This window comes from Janthinobacterium kumbetense, assembly GCF_023703445.1.
Taxonomy (GTDB): domain Bacteria; phylum Pseudomonadota; class Gammaproteobacteria; order Burkholderiales; family Burkholderiaceae_D; genus Janthinobacterium; species Janthinobacterium kumbetense.
Window position 1 is genome coordinate 502,998 of the sequence record NZ_JAMQGR010000003.1, and the last position, 12,988, is coordinate 515,985.

Sequence of the window (12,988 nt, forward strand, 5' to 3'; positions counted from 1 at the left end):
TTCAAAGACAAAATCCATGTTGAATTCCTTGCGTAAAAAAGCCGTTGCCGCCGCCTTCATGGCCAGCCCACGTTTGCCGGTTGCGCTGTTACTCTTGGGCACCCTGGCCAGCGGCGCCGCCGTGGCCGATATCAGCGACACCATCAAGCCCTTCGTTGCCACGTCCTATTCGTACGACGACAACCTGATGCGCCTGCCTGACGATGTGCGGGGGTTTTCCGGCCCCCGTTCGGATACGTCGAGGATGCTGCAGGCGGGCTTCCTGTTCAACCGTCCCATCGGCCGCCAGATACTGACGGGCCAGGCCAAGTGGTCGAAGGTGAGCTTCAACCGCTTCAGCCAGTTCGACTACGACGGCAAGGATTACCTGGCCGACCTGGAATGGCACATCGCCAACCACCTGGAGGGCCATGTGGGCGCCAGTTATTCGCAGACCCTGACGCCGTTCAGCGACTTCCAGAGCTCGGTGCGCAATCTGCGCACGCAGCGCCGCGAGTACGTGAATGGCGCGTGGCGCTTCCACCCCAGCTGGCGCGTGCGCGGCGGCCTGTCGCGCGACCGCTACTCGTATGACCTGCCGTCGCAGGCGTTTTCCAACTGGGTGGAAGACGCGACGGAATTTGGCGTCGACTACCTGGCGCGCAGCAATAGCCGCGTCGGCGTGCAGCTGCGCCACCTGAATGGCAAGTATCCGAACCGCGGCGCGTTCGACGCCAGTGTGTACGGCAACGGCTATAGCCAGGACGAGGTCAAGGCCAATGTCCTCTGGGATTTCAGCGATATCACGCAGATGGAATTCCTCGGTGGCTGGGTGCGCCACCGCAACAACTTGCTGTCCGGGCGCGATACCAGCGGCACGAATGGCCGGCTGAGCGTGTACTGGAAGCCGTTGGGCAAGGTCAATTTCACGGGCATCGTCTGGCGCGAATTCGGTTCCGTCGACAATTCGCTGGTGACGAGCAGCCTGAACACGGGCGCCAGCCTGGGCGCGACCTGGACGGCCACGTCGAAAGTGCGCGTGGATGCGCAGCTGCGCCAGGAACGGCGCGATTTCGAGGCCGTCAGCGGCCTGGTGCTGCCCGGCGACGGGCGCGACACCACGCGCACGGCCTCGCTGGGCGCGACGTATGCGCCGCACCGGAAAATCCAGCTTGGCGTGCGCGTGTTCCACGAGCGGCGCGAAGGCGTCGCCATCATCGATAGCGGCAGCTACCGGGCCAAGGGCATTTCCTTCAATGGCAGCGTACAGTTTTAAAGATCAACATGACTGTCAATGATATACCCCTGATTTCGTTTTTCCAGCGCGTCCTCGACCCGATCATCATCATGGGCTTGCTGTACCTGATGACGGTGTTGTCGGGTTCGACCTTCACCGGCTATACGCTGGTGCTGATGATACTGGCCGTCTTCATTTCATCGACGGTATACCAGCATGTCGACCCCTACCGTACCTGGCGCAGCGGCCGCATGCTGGCGTATGCGCGCGATATCCTCGTCGGCTGGACCATCGTCGCGCTGATCCTCACCTTCCTGGGCTCGGCCACGGGCCTGGCCTATCATTTCGATACCGAAGTGGTGCTGGCCTGGTTTGTCCTCACGCCCTTCGTGCTGCTGGCCGGGCACCTGGCCGGGCGCAGGTTCAGCCTGCGCCCGGACGGCGACAGCGAAGTGCGCTCGGTGGTCATCATCGGCGCCAACGACGCCAGCCTGAAGTTTGCCGCCACCGTCGAGCGCAATGCCAACCTGTTCATGCACGTGCACGGCTTTTTCGATGACCGCACGGACGACCGCTGGCCGGAAAAGATGCGCGAACCCATGCTGGGGCGCATGGATGATATCGCCTCCTATGTGCGCGAACACAACATCAAGATGATCTTCATCAGCCAGCCGATTTCGGCCCAGCCGCGCATCCGCAAGATGCTCGACGAGCTCGAAGATACGACGGCTTCCGTGTATTTCCTGCCGGATATTTATATCTTCGACCTGATGCAGGCGCGTTTCGACAACGTGGGCGGCATGCCCGTCATCGCCATCCGCGAATCGCCGTTCACGGGCTTTAACAGCATGGTCAAGCGGGGCAGCGATATCGTGCTGGGGCTGATGATCCAGATCCTGCTGCTGCCGGTGATGCTGGTCATCGCCATCGCCGTCAAGACCACTTCGAAAGGCCCCGTGATTTTCCGCCAGCGCCGCTATGGCCTGTATGGCGAGGAAATCGTCGTCTACAAATTCCGCTCCATGACGGTGGGCGAAGATGGCGACACGGTGGTGCAGGCCACCAAGAACGACCAGCGCGTGACGCGCGTCGGCGCCTTCCTGCGCCGCAGCTCGCTCGACGAGCTGCCGCAATTCCTCAACGTCCTGCAGGGCCGCATGAGCATCGTCGGACCGCGCCCCCATGCCGTCGTGCACAACGAGCAGTACCGCAAGCTGATCAAGGGCTACATGCTGCGCCACAAGGTCAAGCCCGGCATTACGGGCTGGGCCCAGGTCAACGGTTTGCGGGGCGAGACGGAAACGCTCGACAAGATGGAGGCGCGCATCCATTTCGACCTCGATTACCTGCGCAACTGGTCGCTGTGGCTGGATCTGTGGATTATCGCGCGCACGGTCAAAGTGGTGCTGGCGCGCGAGAACGCCCATTGAGCGTCAGTATGCTGCCCGCAGGAAAAAATAGCGTTTGAATATACTTTGCACGGAGTCAATACGCGTTAAAATGGAGCATCTATAGAGCACCAGCGCATTACGCGACCACTCCGCGCTCACCTTGCCACGAGTCGTGCCGGCCATGCGCCAATACTTTCCTCTTGGAAAGGGTTCACGATGTGAGCAGTATCCGGCCTTGCCCCTGCCGGACGTGCGTCGCCCTGACGGGAAGCCGTCCGGGACGGCACGCGCCAACTATCGATTTTAAAGTCGGTCTGAACCACGCAATACATAATTTTTTGCAATCAAGTAGACTGTGGAAATAGTTGTTTTTATATCTCATTAGTAGATTTTTAAGCAAATATTTTGCTTGTCGTCATGCATTATGTGTATTATGTTTACAATATTGTTAATTATTTGACGAATAACTATTTTTCGGGGCATCCGTGCAGTGCAGCCTGGCCATGGCCCGTTATACTGCGCCGGATTTTCCACCCCCGTCATACCTGTCATCCGAAGGAGCACGCTTGAATCATTTTATTCACTCCCGCCCCGCGCCACGTTTGTTGTGCGCCGCCCTGATCCTGCTGGCCGCTGCTGGCCTGTCCGCTTGCGGCAACAAGGAAAAAAAGGCTGGCCAGGCGCTGGCCAGCGTGAACGGCGAAGAAATCACCGTCTTGCAGTTGAATGAAGAGTTGCAGCGCGCCGGCGTGCAGGCGCCGCAGCAGGCCGCGGCCAGCAAGCAGTTGCTCGAGTCGCTGATCGACCGCCAGTTGCTTCAGAACGAAGCGGCCAAGGAAAAGGTCGACCGCGATCCGAAAGTCATGCAGGCCATCGAGCGCGCCAAGGCGCTGATCGTTGCCCAGGCATACATGCAAAAGCGCATCGGCGCGGCCACCCGCCCGAGCAAGGCCGAAGTGGAAGAGTATTTCGCGAAAAATCCGCTGTTCTTCAGCCAGCGCAAGCAATTCGATCTGCGCGAGCTGGTCATCCCGACGGCGGCGCTGAACGATGAGCTCAAAGCCGTCATGGACCGCGCCAAGTCGCTGGAAGACGTGGCGCAATGGCTCGAGGAGCACAAGATCGCGTTCGGCCGCACCCAGGTGTCGCGCACCAGCGCCGACCTGGCGCCCGAACTGAGCAGCAAACTGCAATCGATGCCGAAGGGCCAGCTGTTCATCGTGCGCGAAGGCGAGCGCAGCCTGCTCATCGCGCTGGCCGATATCAAGGACAGCCCGGTGGGCCTGGACGCGGCGGCGCCGCAAATCGAGCAATTCCTGGCCAACAAGAAGAACAAGGATGCGGCCGAAGCGGAACTGAAGCGTCTGCGCGCCAGCGCCAAGATCGAGTATTTCAACAAGGATGCAGCGGCTACGGCCTCGGCTACGGCCAGCGCACCTGCGGCAGCGGCGCCGGCGAACAGCGCGCATGAAGCCAACGAGCGCGGCGTGGCGGGCTTGAAATAAGTGACTTATCGACAAGTAGTTAAACATCAGCAATCTACCAACGGGAATCTGTAATCATGAAACGACTCGCAAACTGGATGATGGCGGCCTTTCTGGCCCTCGCCGCAGGCATGGCCGGTGCAGCCGATGTCCCCCTTGGGGCTGGTGACGTGCTGAAAATCTCCGTCTACGGCAACCCGGACCTGGGCCTGGAGACGCGCGTGAGCGAAGCGGGGGAAATCACCTTCCCGCTGGTGGGCGCGGTGGCCGTCGGCGGCCTGTCCACGTCGGCAGCGGAAAAGAAACTGGGCGGCCTGCTCGAGAGCGGCGGCTTCCTGCGCAAGGCGCAAGTCAACATCATCGTCACCAGCCTGCAAAGCCAGCAGGCGTCCGTGCTGGGGCAGGTCAACCGTCCGGGCCGCTACCCGGTGGAAGGCAGGCGCAGCGTGATGGACATGCTGGCCATGGCCGGCGGCGTCAGTCCTGACGGCGCCGACCAGATCACCGTGATCCGCAAGCGCGGCGGCACTGCCACGCGCGACGTGGCCGACATTCTCGACATTGTGCGCAACGGCGACCTGAAGGGCGACATGGAAGTGGGCGGCAACGACATCATCTACGTGGAACGCGCGCCGCGGTTCTACATCTACGGCGAAGTCCAGCGTCCGGGTGCCTTCCGCCTGGAACGCAACATGACCGTGCTGCAAGCCCTGTCCGTGGGCGGTGGCCTGACCTTGCGCGGCACCGAACGGGGCGTGCGCGTCAAGCGCCGCAATGCGGAAGGCCAGATGGAAGTATTGTCGGTCAAGCATGACGACCTGCTGCGCGTCGACGATGTCGTGTATGTCCAGGAAAGCCTGTTCTAAGAGCAACTGGCTCCCTACCTTTTTGTATTGAAAGTTTCCAAATGAACCTCACCCAACTATTGCTGATCCTTCGGGCACGCAAGAAGATTGTGCTGCTGACCTTGATGATCACCGTGGCGCTGGCGCTGGGCGTCAGCCTGGTGCTGCCGAAGACCTACAAGGCCACCAGCACCCTGCTGCTGAACTACAAGGGCGTCGATCCCCTGACGGGCATGACCATGCCGGGGCAGTTGCTGCCTGGCTACATGGCGACCCAGGTCGATATTATCGGCAGCAAGAACGTGGCCTTGCGCGTCGTCGACCAGCTGGAACTGGCGCGCAGCCCCGCCGTGATCGCCCAGTTCAATGACGCGGCGCAAGGCAAGGGCACGGTGCGCGACTGGCTGGCCGACTTGCTGCTGAAGAAACTCGAAGTGATGCCGTCGCGCGAAAGCAGCGTGGTCGATGTCAGCTTCAAGGGCGCCGACCCGCAATTCGTCGCGGCCGTGTCGAACGCCTTTGCGGAACAGTATCAAAAGGTCAGCATCCAGCTGAAGGTCGACCCGATGCGCAAGGCGACGACGTACTTCGATGACCAGACCAAATTGCTGCGCGACAACGTTGAGCGCGCGCAAAGCCGCCTGTCGAAATACCAGCAGGACAATGGCATCGTCAGCGTCGACAACCGCCTCGATGTGGAATCGAACCGCTTGAACGACCTGTCGGCGCAACTCGTGCTGGCGCAGGGCCAGGCCATGGAAGCCAATTCGCGCCAGCGCATGGCGCAGGGCGGCAACCTGTCCGAATCGCCGGACGTCGCGTCGAATCCGCTGATCCAGAGCCTGAAGCTGGGCCTGGGCAATGCCGAGGGCAAGCTGGCCGAACTGGGCCAGCGCCTGGACCGCAATCACCCGCAATACCAGAGCGCCAAGGCGGAAGTGGACAAGCTGCGCCGCGACCTGGCCGAGCAGACGCGCGCCACCTCGCAAAGCGTGGGCAACAATGCGCAGATCCTGCAGCAGCGCGAAGGCGCGATCCGCGCCGCACTGGCGGCGCAAAAAGCCAAGGTGCTGGAACTGAACCGGACGCGCGATGAAATGGGCGTGCTGAGCAAGGATGTGGAAAGCGCCCAGCGCGCCTTCGACGTGACCTCGCAGCGCCTGTCGCAGACGCGCATCGAAGGCCAGGCGGAGCAGTCCGATATCGCCATGCTCAATCCGGCCACGGCGCCGATCGAGCCGGACAGCCCGAAGATTCTCCGCAACGTGCTGCTGTCGATCTTCCTCGGCCTCATGCTGGGCTGCGGCATCGCGCTGCTGGCCGAATTGCTGGACCGCCGTATCCGTTCCGACCAGGACCTGAGCGAAGTGCTGCAGATTCCCGTGTTCGGCGTGGTCGACTGGAAACCTAAACAGCGTCGCATGCGCGGCATGCTGCCGCGCCGTTTGCGCCTGAACTGAGATGGAACCTATCATGACTTCAAGTCCACACCTCCTCAATACCACTGCGCCGCTGGCGCGCGGCACCGATTCCAGCATTGGCGGCCTGTTGCTCGAATCGGGCAAGATCACGCCGGAAAACGCCGAACGCGTGCTGCGCATGCAAAAGGAACTGGGCATCCGCTTCGGTGAAGCGGCCCTGCGCCTGGGCCTGATCACGGAAGCCGATATCGAGCAAGTGCTGGCGCGCCAGTTCGACTATCCCTACCTGCAGCCGGGCGCCGGCAAGTATCCGCAGGAACTGGTGGCCGCCTACCAGCCTTTCAGCCACCAGGTGGAAACCCTGCGCGCCGTGCGCAGCCAGCTGATGCTGCGCTGGTTCGCCCGCGGCAGCAAATCGCTGGTGGTGCTGGGCATGGAGCCGGGCGACGGCGCCAGCCTGTTCGCGGCCAACCTGGCCGTGGTGTTTTCCCAGCTGGGCGAGCACACCTTGCTGGTCGACGCCAACCTGCGCGCGCCGCGCCAGCAGGAAATCTTCGACCTGAAGACACGCCAGGGCCTGTCCGACGTGCTGGCCGGCCGCGCCGAACTCGATATCATCGCCAAGGTGGAATCGTTTGTCGCGCTGTCGGTGTTGTCCGCCGGCACCTTGCCGCCGAATCCGCAGGAATTGCTCAGCCGCACCTCCTTCGTCACGCTCAACAAGCAGCTGGAAAGCCGCTACGACGTGGTGCTGTACGACGTGCCGGCGTATGCCACCGGTTCCGATGCGCTGGCCGTGGCGGCGCGTGCGGGCGGCGTGCTGCTGGTGGCGCGCAAGAACAAGACGCCGATGGCGGAAGTGGCGGCCATGGCCGAGCAAATGACGCATAGCGGCGCCCAGGTGGTCGGTTCCGTGATGGTCGACTTTTGATGGCTGCGCCAGGCCACGCCATGCCGCCGGCGCAGGCCGGCCGCTCCGCCGTGCCGGACTGGCTGCCGCTGGCGCTGGGTTTCCTGGCCATGCTCGCGCCCAGCCTGGTCGGCCTGTTCCGCGGCATCTGGTCCACCGAAGAGCAGGCGCACGGTCCCATCATCCTGGCCCTGTCGCTGTGGTTGATCTACCGCAAATGGCCCGAGATGCTGGCGCAGAGCGCCGGCGCCCGTCCGGCCCGCGCCGGCTGGCCGCTGCTGGCCGTTTCGCTGCTGCTGTATGTGCTGGGCCGTTCGCAGCATATCCTGTCGCTGGAAATCCTCGCCCTGATCGGCACCGGCCTGTCCCTGCTGCTGCTCAAGCGCGGCTGGATTGCCGCGCGTATTCTGTGGTTTCCCTTCTTTTTCATGCTGTTCATGGTGCCGCTGCCGCTGCCGCTGGTGACGACCCTGACCATGCCGATGAAAATGGCGGTTTCGTATGTGACCGAACACCTGCTTTTCCTGGCCGGCTATCCGATCGCCCGCAATGGCGTGATCCTGCAGATCGGCCAGTACCAGCTGCTGGTGGCCGACGCCTGCGCCGGCTTGCAGACCCTGCTGACGCTTGAAGCGCTGGGCCTGTTCTACCTGAACCTGGTGCGGCATACTTCGCCGTTCCGCAACATCGTGCTGGCCCTGCTGATCGTGCCGATTTCCTTTACTGCCAATGTCATCCGCGTGATGGTGCTGACCCTGATCACGTATTACTTCGGCGACGCGGCCGGGCAGGGCTTCCTGCATGGCTTCGCCGGCATGGTGCTGTTCATTTCCGCGCTGCTGCTGATCCTCAGTGTCGACAGCTTGCTGCAGTGGATCGTGCGCAAGCGCCAGGCGGGCCGCGCACCAACCGTGGGAGCGTCGACATGAACGCTGCATTGCGCATGAATATGCTGCTGGGCGCCTTGCTGCTGGGCGCAGCCGTCCTCAGCCACGGCGTGGCGCCGGGCGTGAAGATGGCCGACCAGCGCCCGAGTTTTTCGCTGGAAGCGGCGATACCGCAAGCGTTCGGCGACTGGCGCGTCGACAGTTCCATCGTGCCGCTGCAGGTGGATCCGGAAACCCAGGAACGCCTGAACAAGATCTACAACCAGACCTTGTCGCGCACCTACATCAATGGGCACGGCGAACGGGTGATGCTGTCGATCGCGTACGGCGGCGACCAGAGCGACAACATGGGCGTGCACAAGCCGGAAGTGTGCTACGCGGCGCAGGGTTTCCAGGTCGAGCGCGACGAATACGGCGAGCTGGCCTCGGCCTACGGCAGCCTGCCCGTGAAGCGCTTGCTGGCCGTGAATGGCAACCGCAGCGAGCCCATCACGTACTGGATCACCATCGGCGACAAGATCAGCAAGGTGGGCATGCAGCAGCGCCTGGAGCAATTGCGCTATGGCCTGACGGGCACCGTGGCCGACGCCATGCTGTTCCGCGTGTCGAGCATCGATACGGATTTGCCGCGCGCCTACCGCTTGCAGGCCGATTTCGTCAACGGCTTGCTGGCCAGCATGCCGGCGGCGCAGCGCAGCCGCCTGATCGGCGCGCCGCCCGGATGAGGCATGGCTTGAACGATGACAAAGCGCCGGCGGGCGCGGCACGGCGTGGTGGACAGCGAGAATCATGAGCAGCGACATCAACAAGAAAAGCGTCAGCGCCGTCAAGTGGGCGGCGATGGGCACGGTCCTCATGTTTGGCCTGCAGCTGGTCACGCAAGTGGTGCTGGCGCGCCTGCTGGGGCCGGAAAACTACGGCTTGTTTGCGATGGGACTGATTGTGCTGACATTTAGCAACTTTCTGGCCGATTTCGGTTTTTCCTGGGGGCTGGTGCAAAACCGCACGCTCAGCGAGGAAGACGTGCGCTTCACGGTGACGTGGCAGGCGCTGACGGGCCTGGCGGCCATGAGCTTGCTGTTTTTCATGGCACCGTGGATCGCCGCGTACTTCAAGGAACCGCGCATCGCGCCCGTGATCGCCTGGATGAGCCTGACTTGCCTGCTGAATGCGCTGACGGCGCCGGGCAGCAGCCTGCTGCGGCGCGCCCTCGATTTCCGCTGGCTCAACATCATCCAGGTGATCAGCTACATCGTCGGCTACCTGCTGGTGGGCTTGCCGCTCGCGTATGCGGGCGCCGGCGTGTGGACCCTCGTGTGCGCCTGGCTGGGACAGGCTTCCACGGCGCTGGTGCTGACGTATGCGCGCACGCGTTTCTCGCTCAAGCCGCTGCTGTGGTACGAGGGCGCGCGGCGCTCGACGAATGTGGGCGTGACGGTGTTCGTGACGAATCTGTGCAACTGGTGCCTGAACAATATGGACCGCGTGTTCCTGGGCCGTTTCCTGAATGCCCACGCGGTGGGCGTGTATGCGGTCGGCTACAACCTGGCCAATACGCCCAACTCGCTGTTCCTGAGCGCCTTGCAGCCGGCCTTCCTGGCCACGGGCGCCAAGCTGCAGGACGATCTGCCGCGCCTGCGCGACACGTATCTGTCGGTGCTGGCGACCATCTGGATCATCATCCTGCCCCTGTTCGTGCTGCTGGCGATGACGGCGCCGGACTTGATCGGCGTGTTGTACGGCAAGGTGTGGCAAGAATCGGGCATCGTGCTGAGCATCCTGGCGCTGGCCATGCCCGCGTACATCACGTGGGGCATGTCGACGCCGATCTTGTGGAATACGGGCGGCAAGCACCTGGAAAGCCTGCTGCAGCTGCCGCTGATCGTGCTGGCCGGCGCGGCGCTGGTGCTGTGGGCGGGGCAGGGCGGGGCGGTGGTCGCCATGATCGCCGCCGGCACCTTGCTGGCGCGGGCGCTGGTGGTGGGCTCGGTGGCGTGCCTGCGCCTGCAGGTGGGGCCGGGCGATCTGGCGCCGCTGGCCGCGCGCGGCCTGGCCATGGGCTTGCTGGCCGCCGCCGGCAGCTGGGGCGGCGCCATGCTGGGCAGCCTGGGCGGCAGCCATCCGCTGCCGGCATTCCTGGGCGGCGCGCTGTTCGGCGGCCTGACCCTGCTGCTGGCCGTGCTGGCCTGGCCTGAACTGCTGGGCGCGCGCGCGGTGGGCATGCTTGCCCGCTTCAGCCCGCCGCTGCCGGCCAGGGTGGTCTCCTATTTGCGCGCCCGCTGTGGCGCGCGCGACAACTTACTGGATACGCGAGAACTACATGAGTGAAATACTGTTTGGCCTGTTTGCCGTGGTCGCCGCGCTGGTGGTGGTGTTCGTGATCGCCTTGAGCATCCATTGGGGCAGCAAGCGCGAGACGGGACTGGTGCCGTACGTGTTCTATCCGGTCTTCCTGTCGATCGCCGTGGCGGCCATCCTGTCGAACCGCGATGTCTCGGGCGATGAACTCCAGATGGGCATGCAGGCGCTGGCGCGGCACCCGGCCAGCTCCTGGTTTGGCCGGCTCACGTCCCTGTTCGTGATCTTTGCCTGCGGCGAGCGCATTCTGCACCGCCTGACTACGCGCGACAAGCTGCAGCCGATACCGATGCTGCTGTTCTGGGCGCTGTTCGTGTATTTCCTCAGCAATATCGTCAGTCCGGCCGTGCTGGGGCGCCATACCAATGTGTCGCATGAATACCTGTACATGTTCCTGGCCGGCTATGCGGCCTTGCTGATGACGCACAAGGAGGTCGACCTGAGCGTCATCTCGATGCGCAACGCCACCTTGCTGTTCCTGGTGCTCAGCGCAGCCGTGTTTGCCTGGAAGCCGAACATGGTCGTCAACCGGAATTACCACGGCCTGATTCCCTTCCTCAGCATCCGCTATACGGGCCTGGCCAATCACGCCAACAGCCTGGGACCGATGGTGGTGGTGTTCCTGCTGTGCCTGTGGCGCAAGCCCTATGGCTGGCGCCCGCTGAACCTGTTCGCCTGGGGCCTGGGCCTGGGCAGCCTGCTGCTGGCGCAATCGAAAACCAGCTGGATCGCCTGCTTCCTGTGCTTTGCCTGCGTCGCCTATTTCGGTTTCCGCGAACAGATCAAGGAGCGGCTGTTCGATTACCGCCGCCCGCAATTGTCGATCGTCGGCATCTTCTGCTTCATCCTGCTGTGTACGCTGGGCATGTTGTATGTGATGTTTGGCAATATCGATGCCAAGCTGGCGCACTTTGCCACCAGCAGCGAAGGCTCCGACTTGATCAGCTTGACGGGCCGCGACGTGATCTGGCAGGTGGCGCTGCAGGAATGGCACAAGAATCCCGTGTTCGGCTACGGCTTGCCTCTGTGGGATGACGCATTCCGCATCAGCATCGGCATGCCATACGCCACCCATGCGCACAGCCAGTTTTACCAGAGCCTGGCCAGCGCCGGCACCATCGGCGCCATCGGCCTGGTGCTGTATGCCATGGCGCTGCTGTATGCGTGCGCGCGCACGGCGCGGGCCAGCCAGGGCCTGTCGATGGCCTTGTTCGTTCTCATCGCCATCCGCTCGATCAGCGAAGTGCCGCTGTCGCTGACGGGCTTTGCCGCCGAGGCGATGACGCATTTGCTGTTGCTCATTATCGTGACGGCGTATTTCCCGGTGGCCGACAAGCAGGCCGTCAGGGCGCGCAAGGTGCGCGTGCCGGGGATGGCTTGATGCTGTGCTCGGTCATAGTGCCCCTGTATAACAAGGGGCCGTATATCGAAGCGGCGCTGGCCTCGGTGCTGGCGCAAACCCATGCCGACTGGGAAGTGGTGGTGGTCGATGACGGCTCCAGCGACGATGGCGCGCAGCGCGTGCGGGCCTGCGCCGATGCGCGCGTGCGGCTGGTCAGCCAGGCCAATGGCGGCGTCTCGCGCGCGCGCAACCGCGGCATCCTCGAAGCGCGCGGCGACTTGATCTGCTTTCTCGATGCGGACGACTGGTATGGCCCCGTGTATCTGGAAACCATGGTCGGCATGGCGCGCGCCCATCCGTCCGGCTCGTTTTTCGCCTGCGGCTTCGAACGCATACCGGACAGCCGCGCCGCGGCGCTCAGCTACCAGGGCGCGGCTGTGCGCGAGACGCGCCTGCTCGACGACTTTTTCGAGCGGCGCCGCCGTGGCGGACCGTTTTTCTGCACGAATTCGGTGGCCATCCGGCGCAGCGATTTGTTGCCCTTGCAACCATGCTTCCCGGAAGGCGAGTCGGCTGGCGAGGACCAGGATCTGTGGTTCCGGCTGGCCGAGCGCCTGACCCTGGTGTTTACGCCGGCACAGCTGGTGGCCTACCGTGTCGAGGTGGCAGGCAGCCTGTGCGCGATCGAGTCGGCCGATGTGCTGGCGCCCACGTTCGAGCGGCTGGAACGGCGCGCCCTGGCCTGGCCGGCGGCCAATCCGGCGCGCCGTTCCGCCTTGCGGCTGGTGTCCGATGCGCGCGTCAGCGTGGCGCGCGCGGCGCTGGCGCGGGGCCGCCGCGGCGAGGCGCTGGCCGGGCTGCGCCGCGCCGCCGGCGGCGGCATGTCGCGCCACTGGTGGGTGGCCCTGGCCTTGTCTTGTTTGCTGCCGACCCGGCTCGCCGTCAAATGGCAAATGTGGCGCGAAACGCACATTAATAGCTGAGCTGCAACTAATATTAATGTTCGGAAGAATACTTTAGGTATATGCTTACAGGTATTCGCAGTGCCTTCAGCAGTGTCTTCGCCTTTTGCCCGATTTTGTACGGCGGGCCGTCCTGTGTCTCGCAAGCAGCCTCGACAGGAGGCGTATGATA

11 protein-coding genes are annotated in these 12,988 nt (G+C 63.5%); all 11 read left to right on the plus strand.

Annotation, left to right across the window (positions count from 1 at the left end):
* The first annotated feature begins 16 nt into the window (after positions 1-16).
* The 11 genes from epsL (at position 17) to NCG91_RS13240 (ending at position 12,837) form a co-directional block, all read left to right on the plus strand.
* Complete coding sequence (epsL, locus tag NCG91_RS13190; RefSeq protein WP_251350010.1) at positions 17-1,255, plus strand: XrtB/PEP-CTERM-associated polysaccharide biosynthesis outer membrane protein EpsL; 1,239 nt, start codon at positions 17-19, stop codon at positions 1,253-1,255.
* A gap of 8 nt (positions 1,256-1,263) precedes the next feature.
* Positions 1,264-2,646: an undecaprenyl-phosphate glucose phosphotransferase gene (locus NCG91_RS13195; protein ID WP_099665081.1), complete on the plus strand. Its 1,383-nt coding sequence runs from the start codon at positions 1,264-1,266 to the stop codon at positions 2,644-2,646.
* Between the two features lie 527 nt (positions 2,647-3,173).
* Positions 3,174-4,112, plus strand: a complete 939-nt coding sequence (locus NCG91_RS13200; protein ID WP_251350011.1) for an EpsD family peptidyl-prolyl cis-trans isomerase — start codon at positions 3,174-3,176, stop codon at positions 4,110-4,112.
* Positions 4,113-4,168: 56 nt separating this feature from the next.
* Positions 4,169-4,957, plus strand: a complete 789-nt coding sequence (gene epsE, locus NCG91_RS13205; protein WP_251350012.1) for a polysaccharide export protein EpsE — start codon at positions 4,169-4,171, stop codon at positions 4,955-4,957.
* 41 nt (positions 4,958-4,998) lie between these two features.
* On the plus strand, positions 4,999-6,396 hold the full coding sequence (gene epsF / locus NCG91_RS13210; protein WP_077400960.1) for a chain length determinant protein EpsF: 1,398 nt from the start codon (positions 4,999-5,001) through the stop codon (positions 6,394-6,396).
* A gap of 13 nt (positions 6,397-6,409) precedes the next feature.
* Positions 6,410-7,288 carry a chain length determinant protein tyrosine kinase EpsG gene (gene epsG, locus NCG91_RS13215; protein ID WP_077409017.1) on the plus strand — a complete coding sequence of 293 codons (879 nt, stop codon included), beginning with the start codon at positions 6,410-6,412 and terminating at the stop codon, positions 7,286-7,288.
* Complete coding sequence (xrtB, locus tag NCG91_RS13220; protein WP_251350013.1) at positions 7,288-8,196, plus strand: exosortase B; 909 nt, start codon at positions 7,288-7,290, stop codon at positions 8,194-8,196. The genes epsG and xrtB overlap by 1 nt, the downstream gene beginning before the upstream one ends.
* On the plus strand, positions 8,193-8,879 hold the full coding sequence (gene epsI, locus NCG91_RS13225) for an exosortase-associated protein EpsI, B-type (protein WP_077400965.1): 687 nt from the start codon (positions 8,193-8,195) through the stop codon (positions 8,877-8,879). The genes xrtB and epsI overlap by 4 nt, the downstream gene beginning before the upstream one ends.
* A gap of 64 nt (positions 8,880-8,943) precedes the next feature.
* Entirely contained in the window at positions 8,944-10,482 is a 1,539-nt protein-coding gene (locus NCG91_RS13230; RefSeq protein WP_251350014.1) for a lipopolysaccharide biosynthesis protein, read from the plus strand.
* Positions 10,475-11,893: an O-antigen ligase family protein gene (locus tag NCG91_RS13235; protein ID WP_099665077.1), complete on the plus strand. Its 1,419-nt coding sequence runs from the start codon at positions 10,475-10,477 to the stop codon at positions 11,891-11,893. Before NCG91_RS13230 ends, NCG91_RS13235 begins: the two co-directional genes overlap by 8 nt.
* On the plus strand, positions 11,893-12,837 hold the full coding sequence (locus NCG91_RS13240) for a glycosyltransferase family 2 protein (protein WP_251350015.1): 945 nt from the start codon (positions 11,893-11,895) through the stop codon (positions 12,835-12,837). The genes NCG91_RS13235 and NCG91_RS13240 overlap by 1 nt, the downstream gene beginning before the upstream one ends.
* Positions 12,838-12,988 lie beyond the last annotated feature (151 nt).